This is a genomic window from Methylobacterium sp. P1-11 (assembly GCF_008329595.1).
GTDB lineage: Bacteria > Pseudomonadota > Alphaproteobacteria > Rhizobiales > Beijerinckiaceae > Methylobacterium.
The window spans coordinates 17064-32467 of record NZ_NPKS01000007.1 but is presented as its reverse complement, the minus strand read 5'-3'; the positions used below and the strand labels follow the sequence as shown (position 1 = coordinate 32467).

The 15404-nt window shown below is 70.1% G+C and carries 15 protein-coding genes and 1 tRNA gene; 9 read left to right on the top strand and 7 right to left on the bottom strand.

What is annotated here, in order from left to right; all coding sequences use genetic code 11:
- Positions 1-99: 99 nt before the first annotated feature.
- The 3 genes from glyS to CIW48_RS09085 all read right to left on the bottom strand — a co-directional run bounded on the left by glyS (position 100) and on the right by CIW48_RS09085 (position 3797).
- Entirely contained in the window at positions 100-2199 is a 2100-nt protein-coding gene (glyS, locus tag CIW48_RS09095; RefSeq protein WP_149310514.1) for a glycine--tRNA ligase subunit beta, read from the bottom strand.
- 52 nt (positions 2200-2251) lie between these two features.
- Positions 2252-2695, bottom strand: coding sequence for a DUF3828 domain-containing protein (locus tag CIW48_RS09090; RefSeq protein ID WP_149310513.1), 444 nt, complete (start codon positions 2693-2695; stop codon positions 2252-2254).
- Between the two features lie 193 nt (positions 2696-2888).
- The gene (locus CIW48_RS09085; protein WP_149310512.1) at positions 2889-3797 is read right to left on the bottom strand and encodes a glycine--tRNA ligase subunit alpha; all 909 of its coding nucleotides are present in this window, start codon (positions 3795-3797) and stop codon (positions 2889-2891) included.
- A gap of 146 nt (positions 3798-3943) precedes the next feature.
- Here CIW48_RS09085 and CIW48_RS09080 point away from each other — a divergent pair, with 146 nt between their 5' ends.
- A complete protein-coding gene (locus CIW48_RS09080) occupies positions 3944-4402 on the top strand; it encodes a GNAT family N-acetyltransferase (RefSeq protein ID WP_149310511.1) in 459 nt (152 codons plus the stop codon).
- Positions 4403-4551: 149 nt separating this feature from the next.
- A complete protein-coding gene (locus tag CIW48_RS09075; RefSeq protein ID WP_149310510.1) occupies positions 4552-4827 on the top strand; it encodes a hypothetical protein in 276 nt (91 codons plus the stop codon).
- 26 nt (positions 4828-4853) lie between these two features.
- On the opposite strand, the gene CIW48_RS09070 is transcribed toward CIW48_RS09075, so the two are convergent.
- The 4 genes from CIW48_RS09070 to CIW48_RS09055 all read right to left on the bottom strand — a co-directional run bounded on the left by CIW48_RS09070 (position 4854) and on the right by CIW48_RS09055 (position 8502).
- Entirely contained in the window at positions 4854-6458 is a 1605-nt protein-coding gene (locus CIW48_RS09070; protein ID WP_149310509.1) for a Na+/H+ antiporter, read from the bottom strand.
- Positions 6459-6565: 107 nt separating this feature from the next.
- Positions 6566-7078, bottom strand: coding sequence for an MmcB family DNA repair protein (locus CIW48_RS09065; RefSeq protein ID WP_149310508.1), 513 nt, complete (start codon positions 7076-7078; stop codon positions 6566-6568).
- Between the two features lie 91 nt (positions 7079-7169).
- A complete protein-coding gene (locus CIW48_RS09060) occupies positions 7170-7946 on the bottom strand; it encodes a cobalamin-binding protein (protein ID WP_149310507.1) in 777 nt (258 codons plus the stop codon).
- Between the two features lie 34 nt (positions 7947-7980).
- Entirely contained in the window at positions 7981-8502 is a 522-nt protein-coding gene (locus CIW48_RS09055) for a DedA family protein (RefSeq protein ID WP_149310506.1), read from the bottom strand.
- A gap of 132 nt (positions 8503-8634) precedes the next feature.
- Here CIW48_RS09055 and pdxY point away from each other — a divergent pair, with 132 nt between their 5' ends.
- The 7 genes from pdxY to CIW48_RS09020 all read left to right on the top strand — a co-directional run bounded on the left by pdxY (position 8635) and on the right by CIW48_RS09020 (position 15390).
- Positions 8635-9483: a pyridoxal kinase PdxY gene (pdxY, locus tag CIW48_RS09050; protein WP_149310505.1), complete on the top strand. Its 849-nt coding sequence runs from the start codon at positions 8635-8637 to the stop codon at positions 9481-9483.
- Between the two features lie 48 nt (positions 9484-9531).
- A complete protein-coding gene (locus CIW48_RS09045) occupies positions 9532-10416 on the top strand; it encodes a PhzF family phenazine biosynthesis protein (protein ID WP_149310504.1) in 885 nt (294 codons plus the stop codon).
- A complete protein-coding gene (locus tag CIW48_RS09040) occupies positions 10409-11119 on the top strand; it encodes an NUDIX hydrolase (protein ID WP_149310503.1) in 711 nt (236 codons plus the stop codon). Before CIW48_RS09045 ends, CIW48_RS09040 begins: the two co-directional genes overlap by 8 nt.
- Before the next feature lie 180 nt (positions 11120-11299).
- Positions 11300-12268 carry an ABC transporter substrate-binding protein gene (locus CIW48_RS09035; protein WP_149310502.1) on the top strand — a complete coding sequence of 323 codons (969 nt, stop codon included), beginning with the start codon at positions 11300-11302 and terminating at the stop codon, positions 12266-12268.
- 121 nt (positions 12269-12389) lie between these two features.
- Positions 12390-14660 (top strand): glycogen debranching protein GlgX, encoded by a 2271-nt coding sequence (gene glgX / locus CIW48_RS09030; RefSeq protein WP_149310501.1) that lies wholly within the window; start codon positions 12390-12392, stop codon positions 14658-14660.
- A 139-nt stretch (positions 14661-14799) separates the two neighbouring features.
- Positions 14800-14889 (top strand) — tRNA-Ser (locus CIW48_RS09025).
- A 258-nt stretch (positions 14890-15147) separates the two neighbouring features.
- The gene (locus CIW48_RS09020; protein WP_149310500.1) at positions 15148-15390 is read left to right on the top strand and encodes a DUF2313 domain-containing protein; all 243 of its coding nucleotides are present in this window, start codon (positions 15148-15150) and stop codon (positions 15388-15390) included.
- Positions 15391-15404 lie beyond the last annotated feature (14 nt).

Here is a 15404-nt window from a genome sequence, read left to right as displayed (position 1 = left end):
GTCCGGAGCGGTCGCACCCCTCACCCTGCCTCTCTCCCGCACGGGAGAGGGGACCCGCGCTCCGTTCCGAAGCCGGTCATCCGCGGGGAAGGCTCGGCCTCACCCCTCGATCTTGGCGAACTCCGCAACCTCTCGCGTCGCGGCGCGCAGCGCGTTGAGCAGCAGCAGGCGGTTCTCGCGGAGCTTCGGATCGGGCGCGTTGACGGTCACGTCCTGGAAGAACGCGTCCACCGGAGCGCGCAGCGTCGAGAGCGCCTGCATGGCCCCGGCGAAGTCCTCCCGGGCAATGGCCGCCGAGGCCGTCTCCCGCGCCTTTGCCAAGGCCTCGGCGAGCGCCCGCTCGGCGGGCTCGCCCGCGGCGGCGAGGCCTGAATCGGGCGCGGCGTCGTAGGCGCGGCCGTCCTTCTTTTCCTCGATGCGCAGGATGTTGGCCGCGCGCTTGTAGCCCGCGAGCAGGTTCTTCCCGTCCTCGGTGTCCAGAAATTTGGCGAGCGCCTCGACCCGACGGACCACCATGAGCAGGTCGTCCTGGCCGGGTAGGGCAAAGACGGCGTCGATCAGGTCGTGGCGGGCCCCCTGATCGCGAAGATAAACCTTCAGGCGGTCGGCGAAGAAGGCGAGGAGATCCCTCGCATCCGCACCGGCCCGCCCAGCCAGACCGCGATCCGCCGCAGCGACCTGCTCGAGCAGGCGCAAGCGCAAGCCGCGATCGAGGATCAGGCGGATCACGCCCAGGGCCGCCCGGCGCAATGCGAACGGGTCCTTGCTCCCCGTCGGCTTCTCGTCGATCGCCCAGAAACCCGCCAGCGTGTCGAGCTTGTCGGCGAGCGCCGCCGCGATCGAGACCGTATCGCTCGGCACCCGGTCGGAGGGACCGAGCGGCTTGTAGTGCTCCTCGATGGCCGCGCAGACGCTGTCGTGCTCGCCTTGGAGCGCCGCATACTTGCGCCCCATCAGGCCCTGCAGCTCGGGGAACTCGCCGACCATCTCGGTGACGAGGTCGGCCTTGGCGAGGCGCGCGGCGCGCTCGGCGAGCGCCGGGTCGGCGCCTACCAGCGGCGCCAGCGCCCTCGCCAGCGCGGCGATGCGGTCGATCCGCTCCCCCTGCGTGCCGAGCTTCTCGTGGAAGACGATGGCGTCAAGCTTCGGCAGTCGGTCTTCGAGGCGGATCGCCTTGTCGGTCTCCCAGAAGAACTTCGCGTCCGAGAGGCGCGCCCGCACCACCCGCTCGTTGCCGGCGGCAATCGCCTGACCGCCATCCGAGGCCACGAGGTTCGAGACCAGGATAAAGGCCGGGGCCAGTTCCTCCGAGCCGCCCTTGCGCAGCACGAAGCACTTTTGGTTCGCCCGGATGGTGGCCCGGATCGCCTCGGCGGGGATGTCGAGGAAGGCGTCGTCGAACGAGCCCATCAGAACCACTGGCCATTCGACGAGGCCCGACACCTCCTCCAGCAGGCCCTCGTCCTCCACGAGGTCGAGGCCGCGGGCAAAGGCGAGGTCGCGGGCATCGTGCAGGATCACGTCCTTGCGCCGCTCAGGATCGAGGATGACCTTCGCGCGCTCCAGCGCCTGGATGTAGTCGTCGAACCGGCGGACTTCGATCGGCTCCGGCGCCAGGAAGCGGTGGCCGTAGGTCACCGTGCCAGCCGCGATCCCGCCGATTGAGAACGGCACGATCTCAGGCGTCTCAGTCTCTGGCCCGAAAGTGGCGACGATCGACTGCAGCGGACGCACCCAGCGCAGGGCGCCGGGCTCGGCCGAGGCCGCGCCCCAGCGCATGGATTTCGGCCAAGGGAAGGTCCGGATGATCTCCGGCAGGATCTCGGCGAGGACGTCCAGCGTCTCGCGGCCGGGCCGCTCGATCACCGCGAGGTAGAACTCGCCCTTCTTCGGATCGGTCACGGTCTTGGCCTGATCCAGGCTCGTCAGCCCCGCGCCCTTCAGAAAACCCTGGACGGCCGCATCGGGCGCGCCGACCCGCGGGCCGCGACGCTCCTCCCGGACAGCCTCGCCCCGGGCGGGCAGGCCGGCGAGGTGCAGGGCCAGTCGGCGCGGCGTCGAGAACGCCCTGGCGCCCTCGTACAGGAAGCCGCGCTCCACCAGGGCGTCGGTGACGAGCTTCTTGAGATCCTCCGCCGCGCGCCGCTGCATGCGGGCGGGGATCTCTTCCGAGCGGAGTTCGAGCAGGAGGTCGGGCATGGCGCGGCCATATCGCCGCGCCGCACACCTGTCGAGGGTCGAAGCTCCGGGTTCAGCGCGCCTCGCCCTTGAGGATGGTTGAGAGCTGCCACTTGCGGTCGCCGATCGCGTGGGCGTCGGAGACCTTCCAGCCGCCGTCCTCGCGCACGAGGTCGTAGACGATCGCCTTCGAGCCGTCGCCGCCCTTGCGCTCCACCGTGACCTTCGCTTGGTCCTTGCCCTCGGTGGCCTCCTTGAAGGTCAGGTTCTTCACCGTGTCGGGCTTCAGGGGCTCGCCGTTGAGACGGTAGTCGAAATCGAGGTTGCCGGTGGCGCCGTTGGCCTGCTTGGCGTCGGCGTCGAACAGGCCCTGCAGCCGCTTCGAGTAGACCGCGGAGTGATTCGGGTGCGGCTCGGCGTAGAGCTTCTTGACCACGGCCTCCGGGCCTGGATCGGCCGCCAGCGCAGAGGCGAGGCTGAAACCGAGGAGGCTGAGGGCGAGGATCGTCTTCTTCATCACGAGGTTCCCGCGTCTGCGGACGCGCCGAAGCGCGCCGGTTGGCGGGGGTTGCAACGCACGAGCGGGCAAGGGGCTCCGCTCTGTCTTCGCGAGCGCAGCGAAGCGACCCAGGGCAGCGCGACGTCGGGAGTTGTCGCGCCCGCCGGATCGCTTCGCTACGGTCGCGGCTCGGAAAACCTGCGGCAGCGTCTCACGCGCCCCCGGCCGCGGTCTTCAGCCACGCCGCGCCGCAGGCCTTGGCGAGATCCCGCACCCGCAGGATGTAGCTCTGGCGCTCCGTCACCGAGATCACGCCGCGCGCGTCGAGCAGGTTGAAGACGTGGCTCGCCTTGATGCACTGATCATAGGCCGGCTGCGCCATGCGGTGGCGCTCGCCCTCCGCTTCCGGCGCGCCCGCCGCAAGATAGGACCGGCAGGCGGCCTCCGCGTCGGTGAACTGGCGGAACAGCATGGCGGTGTCGGCCGCCTCGAAATTGTGGCGGGAATATTCCTGCTCGGCCTGCAGGAACACGTCGCCGTAGGTGATCCGGTCCGGACCCTCGGCGCCGTTGAAGTCGAGATCGTAGACGTTCTCGACGCCCTGGACGTACATGGCGAGCCGCTCCAGCCCGTAGGTGAGCTCGCCCGCCACGGGAGCGCATTCGAAGCCCGCCACCTGCTGGAAATAGGTGAACTGGGACACCTCCATCCCGTCGCACCAGCATTCCCAGCCGAGCCCCCATGCACCCAGCGTCGGGCTCTCCCAATCGTCCTCGACGAAGCGGATGTCGTGCAGCTTCAGGTCGACGCCGATGGCGGCCAGTGAGGCAAGATAGAGTTCCTGCAGGTTCGGCGGATTCGGCTTCAGGATCACCTGGAACTGGTAATAATGCTGGAGCCGGTTGGGGTTCTCGCCGTAGCGGCCGTCTTTGGGCCGGCGCGAGGGCTGGACGTAGGCCGCCTTCCAGGGCTTCGGGCCCAGAGCCCGCAGGGTCGTGGCCGGGTGGAACGTGCCGGCGCCGACCTCCATGTCGTAGGGCTGGAGGATCACGCAGCCCTGCGCCGCCCAGAATTCCTGAAGCGTCAGGATCAGACCCTGGAAGGATTTTTTCTGGGACATGGGTGTCGGAGACTCGGGCTCGCGCGGCGGCTCGGGCCGCTGGCGGGCCGGTTTAGGTGCGGGCGGGCAGGGGTGCAAGGCGGGGCGGCTTGCGCGTTCGAGCCGAATGGTGGTCCGATCGGACTCAACTACACCCGGAGACCATCATGAACGCTGACACGGCCGCCCTTGCGATCCGCCCGATCGGCGCCGGGGACCGCGATGCCTGGCTGCCGCTCTGGCAGGGCTATCAGGCGTTCTACAAGGTCGACCTGTCGAACGCCGTCACCGATACCACCTGGCAGCGCCTCAACGACCCCGCCGAGCCGGTCGACGGCGCGCTGGCCTGGCGCGGCGCCGAAGCGGTCGGCCTCGTCCACCACATCCGCCACCGCTCGGCTTGGACGGTCGGCGACTATTGCTACCTCCAGGATCTGTTCGTGGCAGACAATGCCCGGGGGCTCGGAATCGGACGGCGGCTGATCGAGCACGTCTACGCGGCGGCCAAGGCGGCCGGCTGCTCCCGCGTCCACTGGCTGACGCACGAGACCAACACCGACGCGATGCAGCTTTACGATCGGATCGCCGAGAAGTCGGGCTTCGTGCAGTACCGCAGGATCCTCTGAGCGCCGGCGTCCCGCGTGCGCCGCGACACCCAAGCGTGGCGGTTTTTGGGCAATAAGCCGGAACCGCCGAGCTGACGGCCAAGTTATCAGCGCAACAGGGGATCTCGGCACCTCAGCGCTGCCGAACACAAGATGTCGGACGACCCGTCATGTTCAATGCTCGCACCCGCAACACCTTCGGCCGCAAGAATATCGCCGTCTTCGCCGCGCTCGCAATCTCGTCGCTGGCGGCCACGCCCTTCGTGATGAGCGCGAGCCGCGCGCTCGCCACCTCCGAAGACCAGCCGGTGGCCGCGACCCTGCGGGTCGAGCCCGTGGAGGTCGCCCCGGTGGCGGCCGCAACGTCCGAGGGGACCTGCCGGCACAAGGTGCGGGTCGTCTACAGCGGCTACGGCCGGTCGGCGGACGGCTGCGCCGCCCATTGAGGGCCGCGCCACGGTCCAGCCGTGACCTAACCGTGGGCCGGCGCGGTCCCGGCCAGACGCTTGAGATGGAGTTCCTCCAGATCGATTTCCGTCTCCAGCTGCCGCAGCACCGAACTGTGGATCCGGTTCTGCCTGTGCAGGTCGATCAGCGCCGAGCGGCCTGACCGCACGGCGAGCAGTGCGGCCGCGAAATGCTCGTACTTCTCGGTCTCCAGGGCCTTGCGCTCGTCGCGGTCCCGGGACGTGGCCCGCACCCGGCGGCGGTACTCCTCGACGAGGCGCGGGTGCTGCAGCGCCCCGGTCTCCGGGAACACCAAGCCCTCCAAGGCGGTGAGCCCAGCCTCGTTTACCACCACGCGAGCCATCGGCGCGTCGAGATGGCCGTCGGGGAGGTGCGCCACGGGGTCGAGGCGGAGCCGGCGGATCAATGGCCCCAGAGTCGTGCCCTGCACCAGCACGGTGAACAGGATCACCGCAAAGGCTGCCACCAAGGTCGCGTCGCGGCCGGGAAAGTCCACCGGCAGCGCCAGAGCGGCCGCCAGGGTCACGACCCCGCGCATGCCGGCCCAGCCGACGATCAGCGGCACAGCCGGGCTCTGGGCCGGTTCCTGCGCGCGGAACCGCGGCGACAGGAGCCGGCGCAAGTAAACGGCGGGAAACACCCAGAGCAGGCGGGCGACGACGCAGGTCGCCGTGACGGCGAGCGCCAGCGGCAGTTCCGCCGAGAGCGACCCCAGCTGGCCGCCGGTCCGCGCCAGCACGCCGCGGAGCGCCAGCCCGATCAGCACGAAGACCAGGGCCTCCAGCACGAAGACCACGAATTCCCACACCGCCACGGAATGGCGACGGGCATGCGCGTCGAAGGTGTCGTGCTCCCGGCCGCCCAACGTCAGGCCACAGGCGACCACAGCCAGCACGCCGGAGGCGTGGATCTCCTCGGCCGCGAGGTAGGCGACGTAGGCGGCGAGGAAGCTCAGCACCGTGATGGCGTTGGCATCGTGCATCCGCCGGATCACGGCGGTCACAGCCATCCCGCAGGCGATCCCGACCGCCACGCCCGCCACCGCGAGCCACGCGAAGCTGCCGGCCGCCGCCCAGGCGTTGAAGGTGCCGGTCAGCGCGGCCGCCACCGCGAAGCGATAGAGCACGAGGCCCGAGGCGTCGTTCACGAGGCTCTCGCCCTCCAGGACGGTGATCATCCGCCGGGGCAGGGCGACGCGGGCCAGCACCGCCTTGGCGGCCACCGCGTCCGGCGGCGAGACGATGGCGCCGAGGGCGAAGCAGGCGGCCCAGGGCAGGGACGGCACCACCGCGTGGGCGACCAGCCCGACCACGAGAGTCGTGAACAGGACCGCGCCGAGGGACAGGGACAGGATCGGCCCGAGGCTCGCCCGGAAGTCGCGCCAGACGGTGAAGTAGGCGGATTCGAGCAGGAGCGGCGGCAGGAACAGGACCATGATCAGGTCCGGATCGAGATCGAAGGCCGGCAAGCCCGGCACCACCGCCAGCGCCATGCCGCCAATGACGAGGGCCGCGGCGGGCGGGAAGCCCAGGCGCCCGGCCGCCAGCGACAGCAGCAGGGCCGCGCCGAGCAGGCCGAGGATCAATTCGAACAGGGCGACGGATGTCATCGATGAACCGGGCTCGGCGCCGGAACTCCGGCAAGCGCGGCCGTTCTAGGACGTTTCCTGGTCGGATGAATACCGGGTCAGCCGAGGGTTGCGGTGCCGGCCGCGACCTAGAGTGCCCCCTCGCGCACCGCGCCCGGATCGACCAGAGCGTGCAGGATGCGCGCGGCGCTGTGGGCGAAGCGGAGCGTGACGGCCTTGCGGCGGGCCCCACTCAGCGGGTGCTCGGGGGGCTCGCGCAGGATCCCGGCTCCGTAGGCGTCGGCTACGATCAGGCCACATTCCTCCGGGATCAGCGTTTCCGGGACGTCCTCGGGGATCGCGAAGAAGAACCGGTCGCAGAAGTCGCGGTAATCCGGCCATTTCCGGTCGGCGCGAAAATCCGCCACGCTCGACTTGATCTCCACGATGGTGAGCTTGCCGGCGCCGCAGAGGGCGATCACGTCGGCGCGGCGGCCGTTGACGAGGGAGAATTCCGGCAGGGTGACGCAGCCCATCTCGGAGAACAGCCGGCGCACGCCGCGCTGGATCCGCAGGGCCGTGGGCGATTGCCGCCGGTCGGTCGGCAGCAGCGCCTCGGTGATCGCGGGCGCGGTGTCGGGAAGGCCGAGGGAAGCGGACATCAATCTCGGGGGATGCGTCTGTACCGAATCGGCACATCCTGCCAAGTCGCGACCGGTCCGTCACCTGCGGCGCGGCATCACCCCGGGGCGATCACCCGAGGCAGGCTCGGATCGCGTCGAACCCGTCGGTGAGCGCGGCCGGGCCGGGCTGCAGAATCAGCGGCGACTTGATCTCGTGGATGCGGCCGTCGCGCACCGCCGGAATCGACGCCCAGCCGGGCCGGGACCGGATGCGCTCGACATTGACCCGCTTGCCGCACCACGAGGCGAGGATCACGTCGGGCGCGGCCGCGATCACCTGCTCGGCGGTGACGATCCGGTCCTTCGCGGCCGGCTGACGGCTCAACTCCGGAAACACGTCCCGGCCACCCGCGAGGCCGATCAGGTCCGAGACCCAGCCGATGCCGGAGATCATCGGCGCGTCCCACTCCTCGAAGTAGACGCGCGGGGGCGGCCAGTCCCGCACCGTTGCGGCGGCCTCGGCCAGCCGCGCCTCGAAACCCGTCGCCAGGGTCTCGGCCCGCTCCGGCAGGCCGACGAGGGCGCCGAGCGTCCGCACCATGGCGAGGCAGCCCGCCACGTCGCGCTGGTTGAACAGGTGCACCGCCACGCCCGCGCGGGCGAGGTCGGCGACGATGCCGGCCTGGAGGTCCGAGAAGGCCAGGACGAGGTCCGGCGCCAGCGCCAAGATCTTCGGGATGTCCGCGTTGGTAAAGGCCGAGACGCGCGGCTTCTCCCGGCGGACCTGGGGCGGGCGCACCGCGTAGCCGGAGACGCCGACGATCCGCTCCTCCGCACCCAGGAGGTACAGGGTCTCGACCGTCTCCTCGGTGAGGCAGACGATCCGCTCGGGCGGGAAGCGGCGCATCAGCGGTCGAGCCGGGCCGGCGGTCGAGCCGGTTTCATCGGTCGAGCCAAGTCAGCAGCCCGGCCCCGGGCGCCAGCAGCACGAAGGCCCAGACCAGGGCCGAGGCGACATTGGCCAGCTGGAACGGCAGCCGCGCCAGGCCGAGGATCCCGGCGAAGAGCGGGACCAGGGCGCGGGCCGGCCCGAAGAAGCGCCCCAGCGCCACCGCGGCGATGCCCCAGCGGCCGATGAAGGCCTCGGCCTTGGCCATGAGTTCGGGATAGCGCCGCAGCGGCCACTTGGTCTTCGCCTCCGGCCCGAGCCAGCGCCCGGCCTCATAGGAGATCCAGTCCCCGAGGGCGGCGCCGAGCGCCGCGGCGATCACCACCGGCCAGAACGGGATGTTGGCGCCGCCGACGAGAGCCCCGATGCCGACCAGGATGACGGTCGCCGGCACGAACAGCGACAGGACCGCGATCGATTCGCAGAATGCGAGGCCGCCGGCGATGACGGGTGTCCAGGCCTTGTGCGCCTCCACGAAGGCAAGGGTCGTGGTGCGGAGGGCTTCGAGGTCCATGGGCTCTGGATGGGGCTCTGGGGCAAGGAGGGTCGGTCCCATCTGAGGCGCGCGGGGGAGGGCGGCAAGGGACGGGGGTGCAGGCGGCGCCGGAACCAGCTAACCGTAGCAGGACGACGAGCGAGTCCTGCGTTGAACGTCCTATCGATCCAGTCCCACGTCGCCTACGGCCATGTCGGCAACGCCTCGGCGGTGTTTCCGATGCAGCGGCTCGGGGTCGAAGTCTGGCCGGTCCATACAGTTCAGTTCTCCAACCACACCGGTTACGGGGCCTGGCGCGGCCCCGTTTTCGACGCGGCGATGATCCGCGCGGTGGTGCAGGGCATCGGCGAGCGTGGGGTGCTCTCCACCTGCGACGCGGTGTTGTCGGGCTACATGGGCTCGGCCGAAATCGGTGCGGCGATCCTGGAGGCGGTGGACGCCGTGCGGGCGGCGAACCCGGGGGCGCTCTACTGCTGCGACCCGGTGATCGGCGACGTCGAGGAGGGCGTCTACGTGCGGCCCGGCATCGAGGCGTTCCTGCGCGAGCGCGCGGTCCCTGCCGCCGACATCCTCACCCCCAACCAGTTCGAGCTCGGCCTCCTCACCGGCCTGCCGAGCGGCACCCTGGCGGAGGCCGGAGCCGCGATCGCGGCGCTCCAGGCGCGCGGGCCGCGGGTGGTCCTCGTCACCTCGGCGCTCTGCGCCGACACGCCCGCCGACAGCATCGATCTGCTCGCGGGCGCGGAGGGGCGGGTGTTCCGCGTCCGCACCCCGCGGCTCTCCATCGCGGTGAACGGGGCGGGCGACTGCATCGCGGCCCTGTTTCTGGTGCACTACGCCCGGACCCGCTCGGCCGAGGCGGCGCTCGGTGCGGCGGCGGCCTCGATCTACGGTCTGCTCAAGCGCACCGCCGAGGCGGGGTCCCGGGAGATCCTGACGGTGGCCGCGCAGGAGGAATACGTGAACCCGAGCGCGCGGTTTCCGGTCGAGGCGGTCTGAGGGCACGACCTCCGGCCAAGTCCGCAGAGAGCAACAAGGATCGACACGATGGCGCGCCGCTTCGTCACCCTCGACGTGTTCACCGAGCAGAGGCTCGCCGGCAATCCCCTCGCCGTGGTGCTCGATGCGGAGGGGCTCGACACCGCCGCCATGCAGGCCATCGCGCGGGAATTCAACCTGTCGGAGACGGTCTTCGTCCTCCCGCCCACGGAGGCTCGGCACCGGGCCGCCTTGCGCATCTTCACGCCCGGCCGGGAGCTGCCCTTCGCCGGGCACCCGACGGTGGGCACTGCCGTGCTGCTGGCGCTGCAGGACCCGGCCCGCGGCGATGCCCGGGCCTTCGGCCTGGAGGAGGGGATCGGGATCGTCCCCTGCGTGGTCGAGACCCGGGCGGACGGCAGCGGCGGCCGGGCCCGGTTCCGGCTCCCGGTTCTGCCGGAATATCTCGGGCCCGGCCCGGAGCCGGCGGTGCTGGCGCCGCTGCTTGGCCTCGAGCCCGGCGACATCGGCACCGGCCGGCACGCGCCGAGCCGCCACGGCGTGGGACCGAACTTCACCTGCGTGCCGGTGGCCTCGATCGCCGCCCTCGACGCGGCCCGCCCGGCCCAGGCGCCCGATCCGGCCGACGGGCTCTACCTCTACACCCCGGATCCCGAGGGCGCCGGGCGGAGCTGGCGGGTCCGCATGTTCGCGCCGAATCTCGGCGTCCCGGAGGATCCCGCCACCGGCGCGGCGGCCTCCGCCTTCGCGGGGGTGCTGATGCAGTTCGAGGCGCTGGGCGACGGCACCCACGACGTCGCGATCCGCCAGGGAGAGGCGATGGGGCGGCCGAGCGCGATCGCGCTCCAGCTCACCATCGCGGCCGGCGCCCTGCAGGGCGTCGAGATCGGCGGCGGCGCCGTGATCCTGTCGGACGGGACCCTGCATGTCTGAGGGCTTCCGGATCACCGGGGTCGCGGACGTGGCGGCGCGGTTCGTGGATCACGACTGGGCCTTCCCCCGCGCGCACGAAGCCGCCATCGCAGCCCATTGGCAGACCCGGCTGCAACGCAGCCCGGGCATGTTCGACGGCACCGTCCTGCTGTGCTGCGACCACGCCGTCGCGGATGGGGTCGCCCGCCTCGACCTGTTCGCGACGCGCTACTCCACCTTCACCTACTACCGCGACATGCCCCACGCCGAGGCCGGCATCGCCAACGCCTTCGCGGCGATCGTGCCCTGGACGGCGGACGGCGCCGTCCTGCTCGGCGAGATGGGGGCCCACACGGCCAATGCCGGCCAGCTCTACTTCCCCTGCGGCACCCCGGACCCGGACGACGTGCGCGGCGCCCGTGTCGATCTCACCGGCAGCGCTGCCCGGGAACTCGCCGAGGAGACCGGTCTCGCGCTGCCCGAGGGGGCCGAAACCGCGTGGGTCCTGCTGGAGGGAGAGGGGCAGCTTGCCTTCCTGCGGCCGGTGCGCTTCCCCGAACCGGCCGAGCGGCTCGTCGCCCGCATCGCCGACCATCTCGGCGGTGAGGGCGAGCCGGAACTCGCCGGGATGCACGTGGTGCGGGGCCTCGCCGACATCGATGACGCGCGGATGCCGGGCTTCGTGCGGGCCTATCTGGCGGACGCGTTTCCGCCCGCCCGCTGATCGGTGCGACAGGCGGAGAAAGACGTTCGTCTCTCCGCGCGGCTATATCGGATGTCATTCTCCGCATCGGCCGCAGATAATACAGATTTTCTTTTCATTGACCGCTTTCGCTGCAAGCATAAACTCGACTTTCCACCGAACAGCCCCGCATCGGGCGGGCAGCGTATCGCGGCAGGCCCCATGCTCATCGGATCGCACCCGCGCCCCGCCGCTCCCCAGCTCGCCAGGGCGCTGCTCGCCGCACTGACGCTGGCCTCGGCGGTGGCCGCCCGCGCGGACGAGATCGTCCTGCGGGTCGGCGACCAGAAGGGCGGGAACCGGTCACTCCTCGAGATTGCCGGCTACGCGAAGGATCTGCCGTATCGGATCGCGTGGTCGGAATTCCCCGCCGCCGCGCCGATCCTGGAAGCGCTTAACGCCGGCGCCCTCGATGTCGGCTATACCGGCGACCTCTCCTTCCTCACGGTCTACGCGGCCGGGGCACCGATCAAGGCGATCGGCGGCACCCGGTCTGACGCCCGGACGCAGGCCATCTTGGTCCGCCAGGACTCGCCGATCCAATCGGCCGCGGATCTCAAGGGGAAGCGGCTCGCCGGCACCCGCGGCGGCTGGGGCCAGTTCCTGATCAGCGCGACCCTGGAGAAAGCCGGGATCGCACCATCCGAGGCTACCTTCGCGCCACTCAACCCGGTCGACGCCAAGGTCGCGCTGATGGCCGGCTCGGTGGATGCCTGGGCGGTCTGGGAGCCCTACGTCTCGTTCGCGACGCTCAAGGATCAGGCGCGCCCGATTGCGGACGGCGCGGGCCTGACGCCGACCCTCACCTTCATCGTCGCTTCGGACAGCGCCATCGCCACCAAGCGGGCCGCCCTGCAGGACTTCCTGACCCGCCTGAACAAGGCCCGGCTCTGGTCGCTGGACCATCTCGATGCTTACGCACAGAACACGGCCAGCCTGACCAAGCTGCCCGAAGACGTCCTGCGCGCGGCCTACACGGCACAGCGGACCAGCCCAATCGCGCTCGACAACGGCGTCGTGAAGGAGGTTCAGGAGGCCTCGGACCGGGCGACGCGGTACGGCGTCCTGCCGAGGCCCCTCGACGTCGGGCGGGCCGTGGACCGGAGCTTCACGGCAGCGGCCTCAAACTGAGGGGCGGCTGCAAGGCACCCGTGATTTTTGCGGCAATGCGGGAGCTTCGCTGTTTGCAGCACGTTCTCCAGAGGCTCCCCGTCGCGGCACGTGCCCGGGCGGGTCGCGTTCCGGAGTGTTCATGTCCGATTCCCGACGTCCCGCATTGCAGGCCCGCGCGACCCGCTCGCGCATTCAGGAAGGCCAACCCTACCCGCTCGGCGCCACCTGGGACGGGCTCGGCGTCAACTTCGCCCTGTTCTCGGCCCACGCCACCAAGGTCGAGCTCTGCCTGTTCGACGATCAGGGTGAGCAGGAGATCGAGCGGATCGAGCTGCCCGAATACACGGATGAAATCTGGCACGGCTACCTGCCGGACGCCCGCCCGGGCACGATCTACGGCTATCGGGTCCACGGCCCCTACGAGCCGAAGGCCGGCCACCGGTTCAATCCCAACAAGCTGCTGATCGACCCCTACGCCAAGGGGCTCGTCGGCTCGATCACCTGGAATCCGGCCCTGTTCGGCTACCAGATGGAGACGGGCGACGACCTGACCTTCGACGAGCGCGACAGCGCACCCTACACCCGCCGCTCGCGGGTGATCGATCCCGCCTTCACCTGGGGGCGGCACCACAAGCCGCTGGTGCCGTGGGAGAAGACCATCGTCTACGAGACCCACGTCAAGGGCATGACCAAGCTCGACCCGCGGGTGCCGGAAAAGCTGCGCGGCACCTATGCGGGCCTCGGCAATCGGGACGTGCTCGACTACATCAAGAGCCTCGGCGTCACCTCTGTGGAACTGCTGCCGGTCCATGCCTTCGTGCAGGACGACTACCTCGAGCAGAAGGGGCTGGTGAACTACTGGGGCTACAACACGATCTCGTTCTTCACCCCCGCACGGCGCTACGCGGCGGTACCGGACTTCGCCTTCTCCGAGTTCAAGGAGATGGTCTCGCGCTTCCACGGCGCCGGCCTCGAGGTGATCCTCGACGTGGTCTACAACCACACCGCCGAGGGCAACGAGAAGGGGCCGACCCTGTCGTTCAAGGGCGTCGACAACGCCTCCTACTACCGGCTGCTGCCGAACGATCCGCGCTACTACATCAACGACACCGGCACGGGGAACACCTTCAACCTGTCGCATCCGCGGGTGCTACAGCTCGTCACCGACTCCCTGCGCTACTGGGCGCATGAGATGCAGGTGGACGGGTTCCGCTTCGACCTCGCCACGATCCTGGGCCGCGAGCCCTACGGCTTCGACGAGGGCGGCGGCTTCCTCGACACCTGCCGGCAGGACCCGGTGCTCAACAACGTGAAGCTCATCGCCGAGCCGTGGGATTGCGGCCCGGGCGGCTACCAGGTCGGCGGCTTTCCGCCCGGCTGGGCCGAATGGAACGACCGCTTCCGCGACGACGTCCGCGCCTACTGGAAGGGTGATGGCGGCCTGCTGCCGGATCTGGCGGCGCGCATCACGGGCTCAGCCGACAAGTTCAACAAGCGCGGGCGCAAGCCCTGGGCCTCGGTGAACTTCCTGACCGCCCATGACGGCTTCACCCTGCACGACACGGTCTCGTACAGCGACAAGCACAACGAGGCGAACGGCGAGGGCAACCGCGACGGCCACTCGCACAACCTCTCGTACAATTACGGGGTGGAGGGCCCCACGGACGATCCGGAGATCCGGGCGGTGCGCCTGCGCCAGATGCGCAATATGCTGGCGACGCTGTTCCTGTCCCGCGGCACGCCGATGCTGCTCGCCGGCGACGAGTTCGCCCGGACCCAGAAGGGCAACAACAACGCCTATTGCCAGGACAATGAGGTCTCCTGGCTCGACTGGGGGGCGATCGGCGACGAGCAGCGGGATCTGGCCGAGTTCACCCAGCGCCTAATCATCCTGCGCAACGCCCTGCCGATCCTGAGCCGCGGGCGGTTCCTCACCGGCCAGTACGACGAGGAGTTCGGCGTCAAAGACGTGACGTGGCTGCGGCCGGATGGCAGCGAGATGGCGGGTGAGAACTGGTCGGACGGGGAGGCCCGGGCCTTCGCGGTCCAGCTCGACGGGCGCGCCCAGGCCACCGGCCTGCACCGCCGGGGCGGCGACGCGACGCTGCTGATTATGTTCAACGCCTACCACGACCTCGTGACGTTCACGCTGCCGGAATCGATCGGCGGCGTGGCCTGGACGCGGCTCCTCGACACCAACCTGCCCGACAGCCAGGACGTGGAGAGCTTCAAGTTCGGTTCCGGCTACGACGTGACCGGGCGCTCGCTCCTGATGTTCGTGCTCAAGCCCGAGGACAGCCCGGGCGTCGAGGACAACGCCATGGAGCGCTCCTACCAGCACGTGATGCAGGCCTTCGAGCGGGCGAACGTGGAGCATGTCCGCTTCCACCTCGAGGGCGCTGAGGGGTGAGGGACGCGGCCGGGCGGTTTTCGCATCGCCTGGCCGTCTGCGCCTTGCGCCGGACGGCGCACCCGGCTAACAGCACGGCACCGCGCGGCACTGGCCGCCCGGCGCGCCGCGTGCGCGCCCGGGTGCCCGGTTCGCGGACGGAGGGGTGGCCGAGTGGTTGAAGGCGCACGCCTGGAAAGTGTGTATACCGGAAACGGTATCGCGGGTTCGAATCCCGCTCCCTCCGCCACTTTGCCTTCGTCAACTTATTGTGAAAAAACGATAATCCAATCCCCGCTTGCACATAGAAGCGGGTTTCGTCATACCGGCCAGCATCCTTTGCGGCATACATGGATCGCATGTCCGGCGACTACCTGCTGAACCGGGACGGCGACCGAGCCACCCTCGGTAGCCGATCAGGAGGCACAGCCCACCGCCGACAGCCTTCTGCCGCAGATCCTGCCGCTCTGCCCGCCCGGACCCACCTGGGGGACTGACGAGGCCGGCGATGGCAAAGAAAGGGGCCGCGCCCGTTCAAAGGAAGGTGTGGCGGGCCTTCGCAGCGTGGAAAGCCGGCCATCTCGGTCTCGACTGGACCGCGGCGACGCAAGCCTTCCCGTCGGCGACCACCTACACCCTGCCGGATTGGGAGCGGGAGCTCGGTCTGCCAGGGACGTGCGCCACTGGTGAGGGCGGTCTACCGGTGCGGCAGGCGGCGGTCCGGGCGAAATTCGCCAGCCTCGGAGGCTAGTCGCCCGCCTACTT